Source organism: Agarivorans gilvus (assembly GCF_001420915.1).
Taxonomy (GTDB): Bacteria; Pseudomonadota; Gammaproteobacteria; order Enterobacterales; family Celerinatantimonadaceae; genus Agarivorans; species Agarivorans gilvus.
In genome coordinates this window covers 986,005-1,008,297 of record NZ_CP013021.1, presented here as the reverse complement: position 1 = coordinate 1,008,297, position 22,293 = coordinate 986,005, and the positions used below count along the sequence as shown (strand labels likewise).

The following is a 22,293-nucleotide window of genomic DNA, read 5'->3' as shown; positions in this document are numbered from 1 at the left end:
TTTTGTTTAATCGGTAAATACAGCATCTAGTTTTATGCTTAGCTAAAAATATTTTGTGTGTTGCTAAAGGCCCATGGTGACGGGCTTTGCCGCTAGGGTGGCAAGTTTTTTCCTCTTTTTTTAAAAAATTCCTAAAGCTTTCTTTACTACTGCCGCTACAGAAACTGAAGTTAATAAAACTTTGGTCCATTTTAAAGTTGTCTTGGTTAGGTTCAGCCGAGGGTTCAACAACTTAGATATGGTGTCAATTGTCTTGATGGGTTCAGAAAAGTCAGGATGATTTTAATTTAGGAGGCTCAAATTATGGCATTAGTCGTAAATAGTAATGTGTCGTCATTGAACGCACAACGTCAACTGTACAATTCTGGCAATGGCCTTGATACTGCTTATCAGCGTTTAAGTTCTGGTTTTCGTATCAATAGTGCTAAGGATGATGCAGCAGGTCTACAAATTTCAAACCGCATGACCTCACAGATCCAAGGCTTGGATCGCGCGGTAATGAATGCTCAAGATGGTATCTCTGTAGCGCAAACCGCTGAAGGGGCAATGGATGAAGTTACCACCATGCTACAACGCATGCGCGTACTAGCAGTTCAGTCTCAAGACGGGGTGAATAACACAGATGACCGCTTAGCGCTTCAATCTGAAGTTAGTCAATTAAAAGCTGAGATTACTCGTGTTGGTGATACTACCAATTTCGGGGGAACTAATTTGCTTGATGGAAGTTATAATGCAAGCTTTTTAGTAGGTGCAAATGCGGGTGAAAAAATTACTGTAGCGATTGGAACAACCATTACTGCTGCTGGTCTAGATGTGGATGCTATCAGTGTTACATCTGCGGGCGGAGCTTCTGCAGCGATGGCGAAAATTGACTCTGCATTGAAACAAGTTGATGCTGAACGTGCTGATTTAGGTGCGATTCAAAATCGATTCCAGTCAACAATTCGTAACTTATCGAATATTTCTGAAAACGTATCTGGTGCTCGTTCGCGAATTAAAGATACTGATTTTGCCAAAGAAACGGCAGAATTAACTAAAAATCAGATTTTACAACAAACTAGTACTTCAATTCTAGCTCAAGCAAACCAACGCCCACAGGCTGCGCTAGCTCTCGTATAGTTAAAATTTTAGTAGGTAGAAAGACGCAGCCGCACTTATACTTAGGTGTGGCTTGCTTCGTTTAAGGAGTCAGATATGGAAGGCAATGTAAATAGTATTACGGCGTTTTCTGCTTCTACTGCAGCGGCGACGGAACGCCCAGAACTGAAACAAATTGAGCCGGTTAAGGGCGCGGAAGACTCTATTTTTCCTGCTAGTAATATAGAGTTGGCCCGAAAATCGCTTCTAGAAGAAAATGAGGCTGCGAAACAGCAAGCGGCAGAACGCGTAGAGAAAGATCAAGATAAAGCATCGGTTGAAGATGTGGTTAAGTCGATTAATCAAATTTTGGAAGTGCAAGACCGAGATGTGAAGTTTGTAGTTGATGAGCGAGATGGTCAGTTTTTTACTTCGGTTTTGAATCGTTCTACTGATGAGTTAATTAGGGAGATCCCTAGTGAAGAATATCGTCAGCTGGAAGAGCGCTTAAGAAAGTTCCAGGATGCGATTGGTGAGACCACTGGCTTATTTGTCGATCAATTGGTTTAGTTTTTACTATGTAGGTGAGCGTAATGAGTGGAATTACAGCAGCAGGTATTGGTAGTGGCTTAGATCTCGAAGCATTGATTGAAGTTTCTATTGAAGCGATGCGAGTGCCTCAAGAAGCTCGTTTGCAAGAGCGGCGAGATACTTTGGATGTTACTCTATCAGCTGTCGGGGCGGTGAAGTCGGCGATGAGCGCGTTCAAAGATATCTTGGATAAAGCTAAAGAGCCTAGTACTTTTTTCCCTCGTTCTGCCTACGTAGACGGAACACTAGTATCAAGTGTTTCTGCAGATGATGATGAATCGAGCGACCCAAGTAGCTCTGCAAGCGGTGCATTTAATGTTTCATTAGCTGATGATGCTGTGAATGGTCGTTACGACGTTGAAGTATTGTCGGTTGCTCAAGGGTCTAGAGCGGCTGGCCAAACGGAGTATGCTGCTTCGAATACGGTGATTGCAACTGACGCCGGTGAACTTACTTTTTCCGCGGGCAGCGGGGCAGATGAAGAAAGCTTTACTGTTGAAGTGACAGCAGGTATGCGCTTGTCTGACTTGAGAGACGCTATTAATAATGCCACTGGTAATTACGGGGTTACCGCCAACCTTGTAAATACAGGTACCGGAACTCGTTTGGTTTTTGATTCAGCAAAAACAGGAGCGGATGATGATGCCGATCCCAGTAATGGTAATCCTAATGATTTACGAATTACTTCTACTGGTGCAGTAAATGCTGATTTAGATGCTTTGGTTGCCGATGTTCAAGTTACCGAAAGTGCTTCTAACGCCAAAATCTCGATAAACGGGATTGAGGCTACCAGTGACACGAATACCTTTAAAGATGTTGTCAGTGGAATTACCATTACCGCCAATTCTTTGACAACCTCCAGCGCGAGTTTGGAAGTTAAACCAAACGATAGCGCTGCAGTAGAGAGTGTAAAAAGCTTTGTTGACGCATATAACAAAATTATTAGTGCGATTGATAAATATAGTAAGCCTACAGAGGTATTAGAAGGGGAAGAGAACAACCGAAAAGAGCTCAGTGGTGACGCGATGTTTCGTTCTATGAAATACAGCTTAGGGCGTATGAGCACCACGGGTTACACTGACCCTGATGATGCAACTCGCATTACTACCTTCTATGCGCTTGGCATAGAAATGGATAATGACGGGAAACTTAGCTTAGATGAGTCAAAGTTAAATGATTGGGTTGAAGGTGACTTAGATAAACTTGGCGAAATTTTTGCAGGGGAAAATGGTGTAGTCGATACTTTCTACGGTTTTGTTGAAAGTTTTGAGCAATCGGGTGGTGTATTGGCTACTCGAGAAGATTCGACCAGGTCACAACTACGAGATCTTGACCATGCTGACCTTGCGCTAAAAGAGCGTATGGACGAGTACGAATCTACACTTCGAGCAAAATATACGGCCTTTGACCAAACAATGGGCGCGCTTAATAACCAAATGTCTTATATTATGGGGCAATTAGGTTAGTTATTATGGGAAGTAATCAAATATGTATAAGCACGGAATTAATCAATATCGTCAGGTGGGTATTAAAGATCAAATAGCCACCGCCGATCCTCATAAAATCACGCAAATTTTAATGCAAGCAGCATTAGAAAACCTTTCTGTTGCTAAAGGTTGTATCGAACGTAATGACCTCACTAATAAAGCCAAACCTATGGCAAAAGCAACCTCTATTATCACTTCGTTAAAAAACACTCTCGATCATGAGAGGGGGGGAGATATTTCGACCAACCTCGATGACTTGTATGCCTTTATGCTAGAACGCTTGTCTGAAGCAAGCCGAAACAATGACGCTAAGTTAATTGAAGAGGTGATCGAAGTTTTTTTACCAATCAAGACCGCTTGGGATCAGATCCCTGATTCGGCTAAAGCAGAAGCTTATACACAACGATGAGTTCGGGTATAAGTGATAAGCTAGAATTAGACGCTAAAATATCAAAAGCCCATAAAATATTAGATCAAATAGGCCTTGAATTAGAGCGCGAAAATGTTGATTTGAAGAAAATTGACACTCTCATTCGACTGCATAACAGCGCTATAAAGTCTTTTTTCTCCATAGATATTGCTATGCCTGATTCTTATCGAACGCTAATTAGCGATTACCTTCAAGAGATACAGCGTGTTTTAGAGCATGCTGCTAAGCAAAAAAACTTGATTGAACAGAAGTTGGGTTCAATTAGGCGTGGTAAGAAAGTTCGTTCGGCATATATTTCAAACACTTAAAAGAGAGCACAGATGCTTTTCAATGTTAGTTATCAAGTTCATCCTGATGAAGAGACTCAACAGCAGCTTGAAGCAAGTATGGGCGCATTTACTAAACGACGTTTTTATCAAAACTTTAAGGCTTTTAGTCAATTATTCCCAGAATTAGCTAACTCGGTGGGGAAGTGCCAATTAAAAACCTATGCCCCCTTTGTCACTAAAGCTAAATATTTAAATGTAAGTAATAACCTAAAAGGGCGGGCTTTATATAAGTTAAACCCTTACCAGCAGGTAGATAAACAGCTTCAGTCTTTTTCTAAGTTCTCACTAATATCAAAGCGAACACCTAATAAAGCATCAGAGCCGCCAAGTACTGTTAAGCCTGGCAGTTCTTTAAAAAGCTATTTTCCTGACTTAGGTATAAACTATCAGCCTCTGGGTGAGGCTAGCGATAATCTAATTATACTAGGGAGTGGATTAGGGTTACATTTAGATAAGTTATTGGCATCAAAATCTTGGAATAAAGTTTTACTGGTTGAGCCATCTTTAGAGTTGCTACATATATCCTTATATACTGCAAATTGGATGTCGGTCCTCCGCTATGTCAGTCAACAACAGTGTGAATTTAGTTTGGTGGCAGGAGTTGATGGCAAAAATAACTTTAAGCATATTGACGAATGGGTTGATCATTGTTCTTTAAATGATAGTTATTTAGTGCGCCACTATCATTACAATGAGTTTAACCAATTAGATTTAGCCTTGGCTGCGGGTGATGTTGCCTTGGGCAACTTTAATAGTTTTCAGCCAATTGATTTGTCTAGGGATAGGGAGTTTGAATGTAATAACCCTCTCATGGATTGCTGGGTTGACGCTGTTCCGAGCCAGAGTGTTGAAGATACTCATCAAGTAACTCTTGCTCACAGTCGATTTAAAAGAAACTTTGACACTTTACGTAAACATTTTCCTGACGTAGCACACGCTTTCGATGGCTATGATTTAACATTCTGGCAGTTATTTACTATGCCTAATGGAGAGCTCAACCTTTTTCATCGTATCAATGGTGATATGTTATTTTCTGAGTCTCCAATGCAAGAATCTCGTCAATATTACCAACATTACTTAAAATCTCCACGGATCGAGAATTTGGATGCTAGGTATATTTTAAGAAAACCAAGTCCATTTTTACACTACAAGTATTCTGATGAGTTGCGGCGATTGGTTCAAAAGTTACCAAGTGAACGGCGTCAGCTACCAGAAAAAATACCTTCCTTTATTATGTACGGATGTAGCTTAGGTCACCACATTGAAACCTTGCTTTTAGAGCATAAGGTGGATCATTTTACCCTTTATGAGCCAAGCTGGGATTTCTTTTATGCTTCGTTATTTGTTATTAATTGGGAAAAAATAATTAATATAGCGGAGCAAGAAGAGCGTCACTTATACTTAAGTATTGGTGATGATGGTAGCAACTTATTTAATGATATACATAACTTATTGAAACATAGAGGGATAAATATTTTACCATACACCTTCTTTTTTACGAGTTACTTCAATGAGAATTTAGATAAGAGCATTAGAACGACTCGTGAAAAGCTACAAATATTAACTAATATCATTGAATATTTTGATCACTCTATCTTCAACTTAGCTCATACCAGCCACTTACTTAAGCAAGACAATTGCTATGTAATGCTAAAGGATAAGCCTGCTCTAATTAAAGACGAGTTAAAGAACACGCCTGTATTTATTGTTGGTAATGGCCCTTCGTTAGATCATAGTATTGATGTTATTAAAGAAAATATAGATAAGGCAGTTATCGTTTCATGTGGCACTAGCTTGAAGGCTTTATATGAACTTGGTATTAAACCTGACTTCCATGCAGAGGTGGAGCAGACTAATGCAACAACTTTGTGGATTTCTCAGGTTCCAGATAAGCATTGGCTCAAGGATATTTCTCTTGTATCTGTATGTGGAGTTCACCCTAATGTTGCCGCTTTGTTTAAAGACTGTTATTTAGGTATGAAATTAGGAGAGGCTTCTACAGTTGCATACGGACGAATGAATTCTGTTTTCGATGAATTTCAAGGTATTCTTTATTCTTATCCTACAGTTTCCAATTGTGCTATATCATCTTTGATAAAGTTAGGGTTTAAAAATTTATATTTATTCGGAGTGGATTTGGGCTTTAAAGATGTGAGCCGCCATCATAGTCAACACTCTGCATATTATAAAAAGGATGGTGAAGCTTTATATGATTACAATCGACACGGAATTGGCTTTAGAGTAAAAGGAAATTTTGGTGACGATGTGTTTACTAAGCACGAATTTAAATTTTCAGCTGAAGTTATTTCAGAATCATTAGCTGAAGCGCCTGATGTAGATTGCTATAACACCAGTGATGGGGCATTCATCGAAAATACACATCCTTTAACTCTTGATTCGGTGTTACTTTTAAATCCTGTCGTCGATAAAAACAAGTTTAAAGCTAGGTTGAAAAATGAAGCGTATAAATCTGTTAGTAAAGATATTATTGACTCATTCGATAGCTTTTACTCTCAAGACGCGTTTAACTACCATTTTGATAAGGTTCGCTCTCTGTGGGAGCAACCTTGCGAGAGTTGGGAACAGGCTTTAGAAAAAATGGATAGGCAAGATAAACTCTTCAAAGAGTCTGCCCAAGATTTGCATAGTCTTTTTTATTTCTTATTACGAGGTAGTGGATCCTTTTGTTTAACCTATATGACAAGGTTGGCATTTTCAGCAGAAGATGAGTCTTTATGCATGGAGCGTTTGGCCGATGCAATTGATGTCTGGAAAAATTATCTAGATGATGCGAAGGCGTTTTATTTAGAGCATTATGGTGAGTTCGATAAAACTAATGCGCCATTGGAAGGTGCTGAATTTGGCTAATTCAAAGGTGAAAAATGGTTTTTGATTTAAGGTTAAGAGAAAGTAAAGTATTTGGTGAAATATTTAATTTAACAACAGGTACGATAACACCAGAATCTGCATCTCAATATTTAACTAAGTTTTTAGCTGATTTGGATGATAGTTCAAAACAGGATGAGTCAAAAGCTAATGAAATATTCAACTTGATTATTTCAGAACTAGAAAGATTATCAAGCGATGATGGCCGATTTTTGATTTGCCTTTATTCTATTCATGTGAAATATGGTGATAAAGTAGCGGCAGTTAAGGAGATTGAAAAGTATATTGTATCTTCTGATGTAGATTTTAATAGCGCTTGGTTCATTTATTGGCAGGTTTTGAGAGAGGTTTTTGTTAATCGGCAATTATTCGATTATTCAGAAGTTGGTGCTTGTCTTATCTCTATGTATAAGAAGGTTTTTAATTTATTTGATAAATCTATCTCTCCTTTATTCGAAAAGACGCTTTCGATAAATTCCATTTCTGGAGTAAGTGGTTGTAACAAGGAAAGAGAAAGAAAAAAAATAGTTATTGTTACTAACCAGTTTTTAGGGCTTAAACATGCGCCAACAATACTAGCCGTTAGAATGGCGAAGAAATACAATGAACTGGGTTTTGATGTTAGTATCATAAATACAGCTTGTCTTCCTAGGAAGTATAGTGTTTTTTATGTTGGCTCAACAACGTTCAATTATGTTCCAGAATATTCAAGGGTGGGCATTGATATAAGCCTGTTTTCAGAGGGAAACATCGAAATTAGTAAAGCAGGAGGTCGTGAGAATAATGTAATTCACGATGGAGTAAAAATACCATTTTGTCAGGTAGATAGCCTTCATGAGTATAGTGTCGCTTTATCTTCTATTCTAGATAATGAAGTGGATTTGGTTATTTCTGTTTCAGATAGTAACTTATTTTGTGATTATTTGTCTAAACATGCAGGTTCCTCTATTCCTATTATTATGCATCCAACTTCATCAGGACTTCCATTGGTTATATATTCTAATCCACTTTTGTTGAATCATCCGGTAGAGTGCGAAAAAAATAGATCTGTCGATGACTTAATTTTAGAGAGGTATTACCCAAAACGTTTTAACTATTTACCTTTAGCGAGAAGGGACTTTTCTCTACCTGAAAATAACTTTCTTATCGCAATAGTTGGTAATCGCTTAGAGGAAGAGATTGATAATAATTTTGTTGAACTGTTAGAGCGTATTATAAGCTCAACGCCGTCCGTTAGCATAGTATTTGTTGGTTGTGATGAGTCCATTTTAAATAATTTTGATTTACCCTTAAGAAGGGCATCATTTGTTATTCCATATCAGCAAGATTTAGCTTCGTTTTTAAAGATTATGGACTTATACCTCAATCCTGACCGAACAGGTAGTGGAACTAGTGCTGTGATGGCATTAGGGGCGAGCGTTCCTGTTGCTACTCTAGCTAAAAGATATAGTGATGTTTCGTGGTGGGTTCAAGATGAATTTTCATTTTCTGATTATAACTCTATGCTCGATTTCATTTTTAAATGTATATTTGATAAGGAGTTTTTTCAGCAACAAAAAAATAAAGCTATAAGTATTTATGATGACGTTACCTTGTCTGGTAATTCTTTTGAAAAAATACTGTGGGATTGTGGATTGTGTTAGAAGGACATGACTTTGATACCATTTAATCGACCCGCAGTTACCGGCAATGAGATTGCTTATATTAGCAAGGCTATAGCCAGTGATAAGATTTCTGGTGATGGGATGTACGCCAAAAAATGTGAAGGATGGTTTGAGCAGAGCACGTCTTGTGAAAAAGCGCTACTCACCCCTAGCTGTACCCATGCTTTAGAAATGATGGCTTTATTGATCGATATATCCCCAGGTGATGAAGTAATAATACCTTCTTATACTTTTGTATCGACAGCTAATGCTTTTGTATTGAGAGGTGCAAAAATTATTTTTGTTGACGTAGATCCACATACACTAAATTTGGATATACGCCATCTCGAAAAAGCAATAACTAAAAAGACAAAGGCAATTGTAGCCGTTCATTATGCTGGGCTTTCTTGTAATATGAATAAATTAGCTATGATTGCTGATGAACATGGAATATATCTTCTTGAAGATGCTGCCCAAGCAATAGGAAGCTATTATAGAAGTAAGCCATTGGGTAGTTTCGGACATTTGGCAGCCTATAGTTTTCATGAAACAAAAAATATTACCAGTGGTGGTGAAGGAGGGGTGTTGATTATAAATGATGCCTCTTTGAAATCCCGAGCAGAAATCATTAGGGAGAAAGGAACTAATCGCTCTCAATATTTAAGAGGTGATGTAGGGAAGTATACATGGGTAGATATCGGAAGTAGCTATTTGCCGTGTGAGTTGCAGTCCGCGTATCTATGGGGGCAATTGCAAAAATTAGATGCGATAACTGCAAAGAGAATGAGTATATGGAATAGTTATGATCGAGCTTTTCGCCCAGAAAAAAAACGATGGAATGTTATTCTTCCTGAAGTACCTAGTGAATGCAAACATAATGCTCATATATATTTTATTCGATTAAGTTGTAAAGAATTACGAGATGATTTTATAAACTTTTTAGATGTCGTCGGTATATGCGCTGTTTTTCATTATGTCCCTCTTCATTCTTCTATAGCTGGGAGAAAATATGGCAGTTTTTGGGGAGAGGATATTAATACAACCAATATTAGTGATACGTTGGTTCGTTTGCCTTTGTTTTATAATATGCGGCAGCAGGATGTAGAAAAAGTTATTTCTAGAGTTAGGCTCTACTTTGATGGCTCTAGGTGATTAATAATTAGCTTTGCATCATTAAGGTTGTTGAATATGGTGTCTAAAACGGAGTATCTACCCTCAAATTTTCTGAGTATTGTTGAATAATCTATCCACTCTATATTTATATCATTGTCTTCGAATGTTTCTTTGTTTAGGTATGATTTTGCTGCAGGGCCTGTTATATAGGTAGTTGCATTTAATTTATTGCATATGTCTAGTATCCTCTCATTCTTGCCACCTATAGGGGCTAAAGACTCTGCGTTCACTACTTTCGTTTTTATTTCTAGACATTTCATTACTTCCCTTATTAACGCATTGTTTAAGTCTGACAGAAATTCCCAGTTCTTATTGTAGATTTTTTTGAAATTAGAATAAGTTTCTTCAAAAAAAGGGGACTTGCTATAATTTTGTTCAATGCTCATCCAGTGCTTTCTCATCCAATAAGAGTTTGATATGGTCACTGTATTTATATTATCACTTAATTTGGTTTTATGTATAGGAACGGTCAACCATTGAGGGCCGTTAGTTGTACGAATTATGTTTCTATTTCTCCAGTCATTTTTTGTATACTGCACAATGTCGTAAGTTACAAAGATATTAGATCTAGATATTAGGTAAAAATACCCTAGCCATGGTATGTAATTGGTTTGAAGAATAGATACTCGAATCATAATTTAATACCTCTCGTGTTTTTTCCAACTTCTTTAGCTGGGCAGCCTAAATATTTTCTGTTTTTTTTGTTTGATTCGGTTAGTACTGCTCCTGCTCCAAGTAAGGTATCATCTTCTACTGTTACATTTTGAATTACAGTTGAATTGAATGCTATGAAGCAGCCGTTCTTTATTATAACATTTCCTCCTATAAGTGAGTTGGCCGCAAAAAAATTATGGCTATTTATACTAGCGTCATGACAAACATGTGACCCATTCCAAAATATGTTGTTATCCCCAATCTCTGTGAAGGGCTCTATTTGTACATTCGGAAGGATAATGTTGTTTGTGCCTAATTTACACGTTTTTGCTAGTTTAGATCCAATAAAATTGGTGGTTGTGAAACCATCATTTTTAATTCTTTTAAAAATAGTTTCTCTAGCCTTCATATCTGCATAGCCTATTGTAACCAATAGTGGTGGAGTGTTTAGTGTGCCAGCATACCTTTTAATCCTACTGTATGGGATTAAAGGTTTACCTAAGTATGTTTCGCTAGTGTAATATTTGTCGTCTACGCTATAGGCAATAATTTTAGTTTCATTTAACTCTTCTATGTAAAAGCTGACTAGTCGTGCTAAATCGCCGGCTCCAAATATTATTAGCTTTTTCATATTACCCTTGATTTGGCTTATATAATCTCTGTTCTTCTGGAAGGTAGAATTCTTCTAGAGAAGTAGGCATCCTTACATTCATACCGAGAAACTGGCGTCCGTTATTACCAAGCTTGTTAATTATTTCATTTGGTACTAGTCTGGGAAAGTCGAATCTCTGTCTCATATAAGAGCGACAAAAGTTCATAGTTAAAGCACAGCGTTCTTGATTGCTGTTGTTAGTGCCTGCTGCATGCACTAGGCGAGCGTTAAAAATGATTAAGTTACCTTTTTTACATATTGCCCGTTTTGCATTCTTGCGAAAGTATTCTTCATCAGGTAATTTCTCGTTTAAGTGGGACCCTGGTAGGTAATAGGTTGCTCCATTTTCTTCAGTGAAGTCATCCAATGGAATTATTAGGCCAATATTCGTTAAGTAATTATTTATGAATCTAGGGCTATCTACATGTATACGTGTACCATAGTTACTTTGGTGAGGCATTAAAGTTGATGATTGATAAGCGTATAATATTGCATTAGTGTCAAATAAAGACGTAACGTAGTGGTATATTTGGGGGTTATCAAGAAGAGCCAGCATGCTTTCTCCATGTAGCATACAATTGTGTACCATGCCCTTATCAAATATATCTGCTTTTTGCTCCGATAGATTTTTTTTTGTAGCAGCAAGAAGCTCTTTTTTTAGTCTGAACAACATTGCACTGTCAAAGACATTTGGAATTATTACTATACCATTTTTTTTAAAATTTTCTTTCATGTTTAATGATTACTTTTTCATTATTATTCTTATATACTTAAAAAGGTGCGATGATAAAGGAAGAACGCTTTTTAAGTAGTTTTCAATAATGTCTGAATTTCCTTCTGGCTCATTGTTTAGTATTCTTCCTTGGTCTATAAACCAATCGTAGGTGATGTTGCATTCACTAAATCCGATCTTTTCAGCGGTTTTTCTTATTTCTTCTGGGCAAAATCCATGGTTAATTGTTTTTATAGGTTCTGCTTTTTCCAGTGATTCAGGGCTTACTCCATATAGTTCATGGTAATGTTCGCCATTATGTATTGCTGCTTTTATCTCACGATTTATCAGTGGGCTGTTGGTTTTTTTGTTCTTATCTTCCATTTTTAAGGATTGGATGAAATGTCGATTTGGGTTTAAGTCTGAATAGAAAATACCACCAGGTTTTAAAACTCGGTGTACCTCTTTTAGAAAAACATTAGGAGAACTTAAATGATCCATAAATGAATAAGCAGTTGCCATGTCGAATTCGTTGTTTTTGTAAGGAGTTTTTTCTGCTTTAGATATATTTAAGATTATATTTCCTGAACTGGTATCAACGCGATTTATCATTTCAGGTGTTATGTCTACACCGTGGAGCTCGGAAAATAGGTCTTTGCTTAAATTGAGAATGAAGCCGGTTCCGCATCCAAAATCTATTAGTTTACTTTCGTTTCCTAAGTCTTTAGATAGTGATTTTATTATCTGCCTAACTTTTTTCTGATTCTCTGGCTTAAAATGTGGGCTTTTTTGGTATGCGCCACTAGTTACTAAGGCTGTATGGATAATCTTGTTTGCTTCAAGTGTTTCGTTCTCATTAGCTTTGTTCATTTTTAATATACCATTATTTTATTATTGCACTTAAATATTGTCCGTAACTACTTTTTTCCATTTTATGAATGGACTTATTAAGCTCTTCTTTGTTTAACCAAGATTTATTGTATGCTATTTCTTCTAAGCAGGCGATTTTATAGCCCTGCCTCCGTTCTATCATTTCGACAAACTGAGTTGCTTCGAGCATGGTTGAATGTGTTCCCATGTCAAGCCAAGAAAATCCTCGCCCTAACAATTCAACGTGAAGCTTTTTTTGGCTTAAGTAAACTTGATTGACACTGGTTATTTCAAGTTCTCCTCGCTCAGACGGCAGTACCGATTTTGCTATTTCTATGACGTCATTGTCATAAAAATATAAACCGGTTACGGCTGAGTTCGATCTGGGAGAGCTAGGTTTTTCTTCGATTGATGTTGCACGGTTTTTACTGTCAAATTCAATTACGCCAAAGCGTTCGGGATCTTGTACCTGATAGCAGAACACTGTAGCGCCATTTTTACGTTGGCGGGCTTTCATCAATTTTGGGCTAAAGCCGGGACCATAGAAAAAGTTGTCACCTAAAATAAGCGCAACATTGTCTTTGCCAATAAAGGACTCACCAATTATAAACGCTTGAGCAAGACCGTCAGGATTCGCTTGAGTTTGATATGATAAATTGACACCAAAGTCACTACCATCGCCTAATACGTCGATAAAATGGCGCTGGTCATCAGGAGTTGTGATAAGCAAAATATCTCTTATACCTGCTAACATCAGCACTGACAGAGGGTAGTAGATCATCGGTTTATCGTAAATCGGTAGCAGTTGCTTTGATACGCCGCGTGTAATGGGGTAAAGGCGTGTACCAGATCCTCCCGCGAGAATAATTCCTTTCATGCATTGCTCCATACCGGGTTTACGATTAGTTGAAAGTACTTTAATTTGCTTGGGGTTGATGGCTGTGGACTAGTTCACAATAATATTCATCTAAATTTTGATCATCGCTACTAGTTAATGCCTGGTAGACCTTGCCCGGAAAAGCAATGGTGTTTTCACCTATAGCAACAAAGGTTTGTGGTGGCTCATCTTCACTCTCTTCTATATGGAGCCAGTTACCTCCAACATGTTGAATAAACACTTCGCCAAGATAAGCACCATACATAAATGAAAGAGTAAATAACTGGTTGTCATCAAGTGAAAGTATATCGATTTTGCTAATGATAGCTTGAACCAGTGAAACGCTTTCTTCAGAATAGTCCAGCGTTACGTTAAATTCATTGGCTGCAAAGTCAATGGCATCTTTGGCCGTGGCTTTCATTAGTTCGCTGATGTTGATTGATTCACTCATCTTCATTACCTAAATTAGTTGTTTGAATTGTCCGCAGGGTACACCGAAACAACGGTGCACCACGAACTCAGTTTTTATTTTAACTATCAATCGGTTTTAGTAAATTCCAAGCACATGCCATGCCAGGTTTTATATCTTGTACAACTTCACGGCCTAGCAGTTGTTCATAAAACTTTGGCTCCAAACCTAAGCCCGGCCTTATTCTTCGGATATGCTTTTTATTAATTTTTTCTCCGGCTCGCATCTCTTTTACAAAGTAAATTGAGCGACGAAACTGGAGATTGGCCTCTTCTGACTTTTTACGGGAATAGTCGATTTGTCCGACGGCCTGCCAGGCGAGTTTGGTTTGATTACATAATTCTTTGAGTTCATGAGGCTCTAGTGAAAAAGCAGAGTCAGGTCCCGGCTGATTTCGGTCTAAAGTGACATGCTTTTCAATTAAAGCTGCACCTAGTGAGACAGCTGTGGTTGCGACGATGTTTCCCAAGCTGTGATCAGATAGTCCCACTACACAGCCGAAGCGTTTTGCTAGATCTTGTATAGTGGCTAGATTGGCTTGCTCGACAGGAGCAGGATAGGCACTAATGCAGTGGAGTAGTACTAGCTCACGGCACCCGTTATTTTTAGCACAGCTTACGGCTTCTTCAATTTCTTCAAGAGAGGCCATACCGGTAGAGATAATTAAAGGCTTACCGGTTTTGGCGATGTAGGCAATTAGAGGAAGATCTGTTGCCTCAAAAGAAGCAACCTTGTAGGCTGGGGCGTTTAAGCTTTCCAGTAAGTCGACCGCGCTCTCATCGAATGGGCTAGAAAACAATGTTAGCTCCAGTTCTGCCGCTTTATCAAATAAGGCTTGGTGCCATTCGAAGGGCGTATGAGCTTCTTTATAGAGTTCGTATAGCGTGTAGCCATCCCATAGCCCTCCCTGGATTTTGAATTCAGGGCGGTCACAATCTATGGTCATCGTATCTGCTGTGTAACTTTGAATTTTCACTGCATCAGCACCGCAAGACTTAAAAACCTCTAGGGAGAGCAGGGCATTAGCTAGGCTACCATTATGGTTGGCTGAGAGCTCTGCAATGATATAGGGCGGATGTTGTGGGCCGATGGCGCGTCCGTTGATGTATACCGTGTTAGTCATGTATTGGCCTCGGTGGTTGTAACCACGATTGCTGATTCACTTGGATATAAGCTTGTGATTGAAATAGCTTTTTAGAAGGAATATTAACAGGCAGTATGGTGGCATGAAAGAAGGCTTGAGGTAATAGCTGTCGGATTTGAGTTAAGGCCATGCTGGCAAAGCCTTGTTGATAGTGTTCAGGGGCAATATAGATAGATACAAGATAATGGCCAAAGCGCGCCATTTGGCTTGTTCTGACACAGCCCACATCCTGATTATTGACTCTAATAATAAAAATATGTTCAGCCGGATTGGATAAGGCCTGCTTAAACCAAGCATGGTGTTCATCGGGTACTGGAGTGGCTGGGTTTAAAGCAAATTTCCGGGTATTCGGATGCTGCTGCCAACGCAGCAGTGTCTCACTGTCACTGGGGCTAGCTAGTTTTAGGTAGGCATGCCTTTGTTGGTTTATTTGCTGGCTTTCCATGGCAACAGCGATTCGGCTACTGCCGTTTAGGTCGATTAATTTCTCACAACTTGCAGTGATACTTGCGTAGTCAGTGAGCAGCTGGCTAATGGCTTTATCCAGTGCATGGGGCGTGCTGAGTTCTAACTCTTCTAGTGCCTGTGCAACCTTAATATCTTGTAAAGCCCTTGCGTTAGCTTGTTGATTTTCAGCCAAGACTAAGCACAAACTGGGGAGCTGTAATGCTACCCGCTCCCAAGCTGCTCCTCCGCAAGCCCCGATGGCGATATCGGCTGCAAGTAAATGTTGTGCCATGTTACTAACATCATGAAAGTATTGGCTTGGGATGGGGCTGTGCAATAATTGCTGTTGTAATTGCTCTTGGTAGGGGTAAGCGGCCCCAGTGATAATAGTAAGGCTTAATGATGCGGCAAAGCGGCTTTGTTCAAGCAAGTGCAATATTTTTAAGCTCATGTTACCTAAGTCTGCTCCGCCCATGTTGATTAGCAGTTTTAGTTTCTGATTAGGCGGTTTGCGTCGTAGCTGCTGTTTGGCGTGTTGAAATTCTTCACGTAATAAACAGTAGTCAAGTCCTAGTAAGGTACTTGATGGAGGCGCAAGAAGCGGCTGATAATCAGAGAGCTTGCGCTTAAGTCCTTGATCGATGAGCATGCTGCAATGGTGTTGGCGGTTGGCTAGGTCATCAATCACCAGAATATCTTTTACTTGCTTTTGCAGTAGGCTTTGCCAGCGCTGGTCGATGGCATAGTGGTCTACAATCAGCCAGTCCCATGACTCACTGGAATGGTGAGCCAAGGCTTGAATGGTCAGTTGAGCATCTTGATCTTGGCTGCGTCCCAACCAAGTTTGCGGGGCATGCTGCTGAATGGGGAGCTTGGCTTCAGCCAGTTCACACAGTGGCAAAGAGTAGGCCGCTAGCTGTTGCTTAAGGCTTAAAGGTAAAGGGTTACAGATGAAGAGTATCTGGTGTCCTCGCTCGGCTAAGCATTTTGCCAAACAAAGACAACGCATGAGGTGCCCAGTCCCTATCTCTGCTGATGCATCTGTTCTAATCGCGATTCTCATACTAGGCCTGTGAATATTGGCTACGATAAAGGTTTTCTGCGATTAGCCAATCTTGGGCGTCATCAATATCTACCACACTGGATTTTTCTAGCACTAGGGCCTTAGCTTTTGCGCTTAAGATCGGCGTGGCATTGAGAAAAGCGCTGCTTTTACCCCAGTAAAACTGACCACTGTCGTAATAACGAGGTGGTAAATCCTGACTTCGTAGCAAGACATTTTCTGGCTGGCTCATTCTAATGGTCTGTGACGCGGGCTCTATTTCTAAGGCGCGTTGTATTGGTGCGGGAAATGCAACCACCGGATAGCTATATTCGGTGTCATGCTGCTGTAGCAATTGATAGCTTTGTTTAAGCCACGTTGGAGTGATAAATGGGGCAGTGGCATAGATACAGCAGGCAAAATCGAAGTTTTCCTGCGGCAAAAAATGTTGCAGGGCGTGTTGAATCACCGGTGTTGTTGTTGCGTGGTCATCACTGAGTTCTGGTGGCCGTAAAAATGGAATCTCTGCGCCATGGTGAGCTGCGATATCGGCAATTTCGGGGTCATCGGTTGATACTATGACTTTGTCAAAACAGCCTGAATTGAGGGCTGCTTCGATACTGTAAGCAATGATCGGTTTGCCGCAAAACAACTTGACGTTTTTGTGGGGGATCCGCTTACTGCCTCCGCGTGCCGGAATAATCGCTATGTTACTCATTAAAAAACTCGCTTATTTTTTCCACCACGTAGTGTTGCTGTTGCTCAGTTAAGCCGGGGTGGAGAGGCAGGCTTAAACAGCCTTGGTAATAGTCTTCAGCTTGCGGAAAGTCGCCTGCTTTAAAGCCGAGTCGTTGGTAGTAGGGTTGTAAATGAACCGGGATGTAGTGAACATTTACTCCAATCTGCTGAGCTCGTAAATACTTGAATAGTGATAGCCGCTTGTTGGCTTCGACTTGAATGACATATAAATGCCTAGCCGAGTTTTGCATGGGGCTTTGTATTGGCAGCTTGACTGGGAGGTCTTTTAGTAAGTCATCGTATGCTTGGGCCAATTGCTCGCGTTGTTCAATCCATCGCTTAAGATTGTTTAATTGCGACAGGCCCAGCGCCGCCTGCATTTCAGTCATTCTATAGTTAAAGCCCAGCTCTAGTTGCTGGTAATACCATGGGCCTTGGCTGTTTTCGAGCATTAGCTCAGGATCACGAGTAATGCCGTGTGAGTGCAGCAAGCGCATTTTGTCCGCGAGTTCCGCATCGTTACAGCAAGCCATACCGCCTTCTGCGGTGGTGATAATTTTCACCGGATGAAAACTAAAGATAGTGATGTCACTATAACGCCCGTTGCCAACGGCTTGTTGTTGGTAGTTAGCCCCAATTGCGTGGCTGGCATCTTCAATGATTTTAAAACCATACTGCTGTGATAGGGCGTATATCGCTTGCATATCACACACTTGCCCACAAAGATGCACAGGGATGACTACTTTGGGTAAGGCATTGATTACCGCAGCCTGTTTAAGCTTAGTTGATAAGGCCTCTACCGACATGTTGTAGCTAACGGGGTCGATATCGACAAAGTCCACTTCAGCCCCACAATAACGGGCACAATTAGCTGATGCAACAAAAGTAATCGGGCTAGTCCAAACATGATCGCCAGGGCCAACGTTTAGCGCTAGGCAGGCTAAGTGTAGGGCGCTGGTTGCTGAATTCACCGCTATTGCATGCTGGGCGCCAAGTGCTTTTGCAATTGCCCGTTCGAATGCAGGGACTTGTGGTCCCTGAGTTAAAAAATCAGACTCCAGCGTGGCGATAACTGCCTCAATATCCTGCTGGCTGATTTGTTGTTTACCATAAGGGATCATAGTACTGAGTGCTTATCAAATTCTAATATTTGCTGGGTATTCAAAAATTCAGGGTTGGTTCCTGAATGATACTCATAGCCTGCGGCAACTGGATGTCCCTGTTCGTTAATTTGGTTAATGCCATAGTCATGCTCGCCATTGAAGAACTTAATGCTGGGGCAAATAACGAAATGATCTTCGAACTCTAGGGTCAAGTGAGAGTCATCACTTGGACACATTATTTCATGTAGTTTTTCGCCGGGGCGAATACCCACGATCTTAATGGGCAGCTCAGGAGCGTAGGCTTTAGCTAAATCGACAATACGAACCGATGGGATTTTAGGAATAAAAATTTCCCCGCCATGCATACGGGTAAAGTTTTTCAGTACAAAATCCACCCCTTGTTGCAGGGTAATCCAAAACCGAGTCATCTCTTCATGAGTAATAGGGAGATGGTCTGTACCATTGTCGATTAAGCGTTTAAAGAAGGGGACCACAGAGCCGCGTGAGCCTACAACATTACCATAACGAACCACTGCAAAACGGGTTTGTCCTTGACCGACCATATTATTCGCTGCTACAAAAAGTTTATCTGAGGCTAGTTTTGTAGCGCCATAAAGATTAATTGGAGCAGCCGCTTTATCGGTACTAAGAGCAATAACCTTTTTAACGTTATTGGCAATGGCCGCCTTAATGACGTTTTCTGCGCCATAGACATTGGTTTTGATACATTCCATGGGATTGTATTCTGCCGCAGGAACTTGTTTTAACGCCGCTGCGTGGATGACGTAATCCACGCCATTCATTGCCTGGGTTAGGCGTTCAGCATCACGTACATCGCCGATAAAATAGCGCATGCAAGGAGCATCAAATACCTGTTGCATCTCGAATTGTTTTAGCTCGTCACGTGAATATATGATTAAACGTTTGGGTTTATAACGTTCGAGAATCGTTTTAGTGTATTTTTTGCCGAAAGAGCCTGTTCCGCCGGTAATCAAAATCGATTTATTATCAAACATAACACTTCCATATATTCGGGTTTATACCATTTGGGCTGGGGGTCTCCGAGCTTAAAACTGCTAAAGCAATAACTGCTCCAATATTTATCAGCTCAGCGAAAAAACATAGGCTTTTGAATTTTATATCGAATTTATTAGCACCTAGTAGCTGAATAAGCCACCTTCCGTTGTTATTTGATAGACGAAATAGTAGCGGCGTCATATTTTTGTCGGTTTTCGGCCTAATGTCTTGCGTATTTTTGACGCTTGTTTAAAATCAATTTTTATAAGGTAATTGACTAAGACTGCTAGATGGCAGCTTATTAAGCAGGGGATAAGGATGCAGGCATCCAAACGCGTTTTGGTTTGCGAAAGCGACGCAGAGAGAGCTAAGCAACTTGAAACGGTGCTCGGGTTTATTGGTCAGCCTAGTGAAAGCTGCCAAATTGATTGTTTGGCCGAGCAAGATAGTGTCGACAAAGTGGTGGTGATTAGCAAGCAGCTCGATGATGATGTCGCCGCACTTATCTCCCAGTTTCCTCAGTATCCTTTTCTCAGTGTTGGAGAGGGAGAATCTCTCGCTGATTTACCGAATTTAATCGGCCATTTAGAACAGCCTTTTAGTTACGAACAACTCACTCAATTACTTCACCACTGTGATGCCTATCTTACTCATCTTCCTGGAAAAACGACTCCTGCGAGAAGCGAGCGCTTACGTCAAAATTTAATTGGTAAAGGCATCGCTATTCAGGAAATTCGCCATTTAATTGAACAGGTGGCGGGCAAAGAAGCGAACGTACTCATTCTAGGTGAGTCGGGTACAGGTAAAGAAGTGGTAGCGAAAGCCATTCATGACCATTCGGCTCGTTGTGAAGGCCCCTTTGTGCCGATTAACTGTGGCGCAATTCCACCAGATCTGCTGGAAAGTGAGCTGTTTGGTCATGAAAAAGGCGCATTTACTGGCGCCTTTGCTATGCGTAAAGGCCGTTTTGAGCTAGCTGAAGGCGGCACCTTATTTTTAGACGAAATTGGTGACATGCCAATGCCAATGCAGGTTAAGCTACTGCGGGTGCTACAAGAGCGTCAGTTTGAACGGGTGGGCGGCAGTAAGCCTATTCATGCTGATGTGCGGGTGGTCGCGGCTACCCACCGTCACTTGGAGCGAATGATTGAACAAGAGAAATTTCGCGAAGACTTATATTACCGCTTAAATGTGTTCCCTATTGAGATGCCGTCTCTACGCGAGCGCCAAGACGATATTCCGCTGCTGTTGCAAGAGTTGGTTAATCGCCACGAAGAAGAACACGCGGCGGTGGTGCGCTTTACTCAGCGAGCCGTTGAGTCTTTAATGCAACACCAATGGCCGGGTAATGTGCGTGAGCTATCCAACTTAGTTGAACGCTTATTGATCTTACATCCTAATCAAATTGTTGATGTGCATGATTTGCCGCCTAAATATCGCCATATTGATGCTGAAGCTTATGAGCCTAATTACAGCCCTGAGCTAGCCGAGCGCGATGCCTTATTAGCCATTTTTAACGATGAAGATGCCTCGGTATTTTCTGATCCAAGTCCTGAAGGCTTGTTTGATGATGCAGAGCAGAGTGACCTGGCCGAAGATGATGGTTGGGGCGCGGTGCAGCAATTGCCCGATGAAGGCGTCAACTTAAAAGAATTGTTGGCGGAACTCGAAGTCGACCTGATTAAACAAGCCCTCGATCAGCAAGACGGTGTAGTGGCGCGAGCCGCTGAACAACTTGGAATGCGCCGGACTACGCTGGTGGAAAAAATGCGTAAATACGGTTTGAGTAAAGAAGGTTAGGCCATTCTCATGCCATTAATACATTGAATTTAAATGTATTTTTTATGGCACGAAACTTGATTGAGTAAGCAGTGTTAACGGTTTTATGACGCGGAGCTTACTCAATGCTTTCACAGCACACTCAACAGCAACCCAGCAGTAATTTGTCTGAGCACAATTTGTCTCAGATTTTTGATGTGATGCCATCAGGTTTGGTGTTGCTGGACAATAAAGGCTATGTATCAAGAGCCAATCCGGTGGCAAAGCAGTTACTCGGTGACGACATAGAACAGCAACGCTGGCTAGAAGCTGTGCCGCGTTTATTCGCCCCCAAGGCTGATGATGGTCATGAATTGTCGTTGGTGGATGGGCGCAGAGTGCAGTTGAGTTTATCGCCTTTGCAAGACCGACAAGGCCAATTAATCGTATTGACCGATATGACCCATACTCGGCAACTTCAAGCCAATGTGGCCAAACTGCAGCGCTTATCAGCCTTGGGCAAAATGGTCGCATCCTTGGCTCATCAAATTCGCACTCCCTTATCAGCGGCCATGCTGTATGGCTCTAACCTCGCCAATAAAACCTTATCCGATAAGGCCCGAGAGAATTTTCAGGGAAAAATGATGGCGAGGCTGAACGATCTAGAAACTCAAGTTAATGACATGCTGTTGTTTGCCAAAAGCGGCGAGAAAATGGTAGTTAGCGATGTCTCGGTGGAACAGATTATTGATTGTTTACAGGCGGCAACTGAGGCCTGTATGCGTCGTTATCAAGTGAATTTTAAACGGGTGCTTAAGCTGCCTAATACTACATTGTTGGTAAATGCCAACGCTTTGGTTTCTGCCTTATCTAATTTGGTGGAAAATGCCGCTCAACAAAGTGCCCCCAATAGCGACATTTTGGTTTCTACAGCTTATTGTGATGGCGCTTTGCAAATTGCTATCGAGGATCAAGCTGGCGGTATTAAAGAAGCTGATCCCAATCGAATTTTCGAACCTTTTTATACCACCAAACAAAACGGGACTGGCTTAGGTTTAGCTGTAGTCAAATCCGTAGTGAATGCCCACCAAGGAGAGATTAGGGTGGAGGCCGCAGAACAGGGGGCGCGCTTTGTCGTGGATCTACCTTTACCCGATGTTTGCCAACAAAACCTGGCCGTAGGAGGACATTAAG

Annotated in this window: 21 protein-coding genes; 10 read left to right on the top strand and 11 right to left on the bottom strand. The window is 40.8% G+C overall.

Annotated elements, in window-relative coordinates; translation table 11 throughout:
- The first annotated feature begins 303 nt into the window (after positions 1-303).
- The 8 genes from AR383_RS04735 to rffA all read left to right on the top strand — a co-directional run bounded on the left by AR383_RS04735 (position 304) and on the right by rffA (position 9,595).
- On the top strand, positions 304-1,119 hold the full coding sequence (locus AR383_RS04735; protein ID WP_055732099.1) for a flagellin N-terminal helical domain-containing protein: 816 nt from the start codon (positions 304-306) through the stop codon (positions 1,117-1,119).
- A 75-nt stretch (positions 1,120-1,194) separates the two neighbouring features.
- Entirely contained in the window at positions 1,195-1,647 is a 453-nt protein-coding gene (locus AR383_RS04730; protein WP_055732098.1) for a flagellar protein FlaG, read from the top strand.
- A gap of 23 nt (positions 1,648-1,670) precedes the next feature.
- Complete coding sequence (fliD, locus tag AR383_RS04725; protein WP_055732097.1) at positions 1,671-3,134, top strand: flagellar filament capping protein FliD; 1,464 nt, start codon at positions 1,671-1,673, stop codon at positions 3,132-3,134.
- Between the two features lie 22 nt (positions 3,135-3,156).
- Positions 3,157-3,564 carry a flagellar export chaperone FliS gene (fliS, locus tag AR383_RS04720; RefSeq protein ID WP_055732096.1) on the top strand — a complete coding sequence of 136 codons (408 nt, stop codon included), beginning with the start codon at positions 3,157-3,159 and terminating at the stop codon, positions 3,562-3,564.
- Positions 3,561-3,893: a hypothetical protein gene (locus tag AR383_RS04715; RefSeq protein ID WP_055732095.1), complete on the top strand. Its 333-nt coding sequence runs from the start codon at positions 3,561-3,563 to the stop codon at positions 3,891-3,893. Before fliS ends, AR383_RS04715 begins: the two co-directional genes overlap by 4 nt.
- 12 nt (positions 3,894-3,905) lie before the next feature.
- Positions 3,906-6,782 carry a motility associated factor glycosyltransferase family protein gene (locus AR383_RS04710; RefSeq protein WP_055732094.1) on the top strand — a complete coding sequence of 959 codons (2,877 nt, stop codon included), beginning with the start codon at positions 3,906-3,908 and terminating at the stop codon, positions 6,780-6,782.
- Between the two features lie 14 nt (positions 6,783-6,796).
- Positions 6,797-8,443: a glycosyltransferase family protein gene (locus AR383_RS04705; protein ID WP_055732093.1), complete on the top strand. Its 1,647-nt coding sequence runs from the start codon at positions 6,797-6,799 to the stop codon at positions 8,441-8,443.
- Positions 8,444-8,455: 12 nt separating this feature from the next.
- Positions 8,456-9,595: a dTDP-4-amino-4,6-dideoxygalactose transaminase gene (gene rffA / locus AR383_RS04700; protein ID WP_198150206.1), complete on the top strand. Its 1,140-nt coding sequence runs from the start codon at positions 8,456-8,458 to the stop codon at positions 9,593-9,595.
- On the opposite strand, the gene AR383_RS04695 is transcribed toward rffA, so the two are convergent.
- From AR383_RS04695 to pseB, 11 genes are all read right to left on the bottom strand, one after another.
- The gene (locus AR383_RS04695; RefSeq protein ID WP_055732091.1) at positions 9,574-10,251 is read right to left on the bottom strand and encodes a WbqC family protein; all 678 of its coding nucleotides are present in this window, start codon (positions 10,249-10,251) and stop codon (positions 9,574-9,576) included. The genes rffA and AR383_RS04695 overlap by 22 nt on opposite strands.
- The gene (locus AR383_RS04690; protein ID WP_055732090.1) at positions 10,248-10,901 is read right to left on the bottom strand and encodes an acetyltransferase; all 654 of its coding nucleotides are present in this window, start codon (positions 10,899-10,901) and stop codon (positions 10,248-10,250) included. The genes AR383_RS04695 and AR383_RS04690 overlap by 4 nt, the downstream gene beginning before the upstream one ends.
- Position 10,902: 1 nt before the next feature.
- Positions 10,903-11,655, bottom strand: a complete 753-nt coding sequence (locus AR383_RS04685) for a phytanoyl-CoA dioxygenase family protein (protein WP_055732089.1) — start codon at positions 11,653-11,655, stop codon at positions 10,903-10,905.
- 9 nt (positions 11,656-11,664) lie between these two features.
- Positions 11,665-12,504: a class I SAM-dependent methyltransferase gene (locus AR383_RS04680; protein WP_055732088.1), complete on the bottom strand. Its 840-nt coding sequence runs from the start codon at positions 12,502-12,504 to the stop codon at positions 11,665-11,667.
- A gap of 13 nt (positions 12,505-12,517) precedes the next feature.
- Complete coding sequence (gene rfbA, locus AR383_RS04675) at positions 12,518-13,381, bottom strand: glucose-1-phosphate thymidylyltransferase RfbA (protein ID WP_055732087.1); 864 nt, start codon at positions 13,379-13,381, stop codon at positions 12,518-12,520.
- Between the two features lie 40 nt (positions 13,382-13,421).
- Positions 13,422-13,832 (bottom strand): hypothetical protein, encoded by a 411-nt coding sequence (locus tag AR383_RS04670; RefSeq protein WP_055732086.1) that lies wholly within the window; start codon positions 13,830-13,832, stop codon positions 13,422-13,424.
- Positions 13,833-13,911: 79 nt separating this feature from the next.
- The gene (pseI, locus tag AR383_RS04665) at positions 13,912-14,973 is read right to left on the bottom strand and encodes a pseudaminic acid synthase (RefSeq protein ID WP_055732085.1); all 1,062 of its coding nucleotides are present in this window, start codon (positions 14,971-14,973) and stop codon (positions 13,912-13,914) included.
- A complete protein-coding gene (pseG, locus tag AR383_RS04660) occupies positions 14,966-16,504 on the bottom strand; it encodes a UDP-2,4-diacetamido-2,4,6-trideoxy-beta-L-altropyranose hydrolase (protein WP_083481495.1) in 1,539 nt (512 codons plus the stop codon). Before pseG ends, pseI begins: the two co-directional genes overlap by 8 nt.
- Before the next feature lies 1 nt (position 16,505).
- Entirely contained in the window at positions 16,506-17,201 is a 696-nt protein-coding gene (pseF, locus tag AR383_RS04655) for a pseudaminic acid cytidylyltransferase (protein WP_055732083.1), read from the bottom strand.
- Complete coding sequence (gene pseC / locus AR383_RS04650; RefSeq protein WP_055732082.1) at positions 17,194-18,342, bottom strand: UDP-4-amino-4,6-dideoxy-N-acetyl-beta-L-altrosamine transaminase; 1,149 nt, start codon at positions 18,340-18,342, stop codon at positions 17,194-17,196. The genes pseF and pseC overlap by 8 nt, the downstream gene beginning before the upstream one ends.
- Complete coding sequence (gene pseB / locus AR383_RS04645; protein WP_055732081.1) at positions 18,339-19,340, bottom strand: UDP-N-acetylglucosamine 4,6-dehydratase (inverting); 1,002 nt, start codon at positions 19,338-19,340, stop codon at positions 18,339-18,341. The genes pseC and pseB overlap by 4 nt, the downstream gene beginning before the upstream one ends.
- A 319-nt stretch (positions 19,341-19,659) precedes the next feature.
- Here pseB and AR383_RS04640 point away from each other — a divergent pair, with 319 nt between their 5' ends.
- Together AR383_RS04640 and AR383_RS04635 are read left to right on the top strand one after the other, a co-directional pair.
- Complete coding sequence (locus AR383_RS04640) at positions 19,660-21,141, top strand: sigma-54 dependent transcriptional regulator (RefSeq protein ID WP_055732080.1); 1,482 nt, start codon at positions 19,660-19,662, stop codon at positions 21,139-21,141.
- 104 nt (positions 21,142-21,245) lie between these two features.
- Positions 21,246-22,292 carry a sensor histidine kinase gene (locus AR383_RS04635; RefSeq protein WP_055732079.1) on the top strand — a complete coding sequence of 349 codons (1,047 nt, stop codon included), beginning with the start codon at positions 21,246-21,248 and terminating at the stop codon, positions 22,290-22,292.
- The last annotated feature ends 1 nt before the right edge of the window (position 22,293 follow it).

Excerpts from the sequence above, each read along its gene's own strand:
- AR383_RS04735 (WP_055732099.1), top strand. The coding sequence starts at position 304 with ATGGCATTAGTCGTAAATAGTAATGTGTCGTCATTGAACGCACAACGT.
- AR383_RS04730 (WP_055732098.1), top strand. The coding sequence starts at position 1,195 with ATGGAAGGCAATGTAAATAGTATTACGGCGTTTTCTGCTTCTACTGCA.
- fliD (WP_055732097.1), top strand. The coding sequence starts at position 1,671 with ATGAGTGGAATTACAGCAGCAGGTATTGGTAGTGGCTTAGATCTCGAA.
- fliS (WP_055732096.1), top strand. The coding sequence starts at position 3,157 with ATGTATAAGCACGGAATTAATCAATATCGTCAGGTGGGTATTAAAGAT.
- AR383_RS04715 (WP_055732095.1), top strand. The coding sequence starts at position 3,561 with ATGAGTTCGGGTATAAGTGATAAGCTAGAATTAGACGCTAAAATATCA.
- AR383_RS04710 (WP_055732094.1), top strand. The coding sequence starts at position 3,906 with ATGCTTTTCAATGTTAGTTATCAAGTTCATCCTGATGAAGAGACTCAA.
- AR383_RS04705 (WP_055732093.1), top strand. The coding sequence starts at position 6,797 with ATGGTTTTTGATTTAAGGTTAAGAGAAAGTAAAGTATTTGGTGAAATA.
- AR383_RS04695 (WP_055732091.1), bottom strand. The coding sequence starts at position 10,251 with ATGATTCGAGTATCTATTCTTCAAACCAATTACATACCATGGCTAGGG.
- AR383_RS04690 (WP_055732090.1), bottom strand. The coding sequence starts at position 10,901 with ATGAAAAAGCTAATAATATTTGGAGCCGGCGATTTAGCACGACTAGTC.
- AR383_RS04685 (WP_055732089.1), bottom strand. The coding sequence starts at position 11,655 with ATGAAAGAAAATTTTAAAAAAAATGGTATAGTAATAATTCCAAATGTC.
- AR383_RS04680 (WP_055732088.1), bottom strand. The coding sequence starts at position 12,504 with ATGAACAAAGCTAATGAGAACGAAACACTTGAAGCAAACAAGATTATC.
- rfbA (WP_055732087.1), bottom strand. The coding sequence starts at position 13,381 with ATGAAAGGAATTATTCTCGCGGGAGGATCTGGTACACGCCTTTACCCC.
- AR383_RS04670 (WP_055732086.1), bottom strand. The coding sequence starts at position 13,832 with ATGAGTGAATCAATCAACATCAGCGAACTAATGAAAGCCACGGCCAAA.
- pseI (WP_055732085.1), bottom strand. The coding sequence starts at position 14,973 with ATGACTAACACGGTATACATCAACGGACGCGCCATCGGCCCACAACAT.
- pseG (WP_083481495.1), bottom strand. The coding sequence starts at position 16,504 with ATGAGAATCGCGATTAGAACAGATGCATCAGCAGAGATAGGGACTGGG.
- pseF (WP_055732083.1), bottom strand. The coding sequence starts at position 17,201 with ATGAGTAACATAGCGATTATTCCGGCACGCGGAGGCAGTAAGCGGATC.
- pseC (WP_055732082.1), bottom strand. The coding sequence starts at position 18,342 with ATGATCCCTTATGGTAAACAACAAATCAGCCAGCAGGATATTGAGGCA.
- pseB (WP_055732081.1), bottom strand. The coding sequence starts at position 19,340 with ATGTTTGATAATAAATCGATTTTGATTACCGGCGGAACAGGCTCTTTC.
- AR383_RS04640 (WP_055732080.1), top strand. The coding sequence starts at position 19,660 with ATGCAGGCATCCAAACGCGTTTTGGTTTGCGAAAGCGACGCAGAGAGA.
- AR383_RS04635 (WP_055732079.1), top strand. The coding sequence starts at position 21,246 with ATGCTTTCACAGCACACTCAACAGCAACCCAGCAGTAATTTGTCTGAG.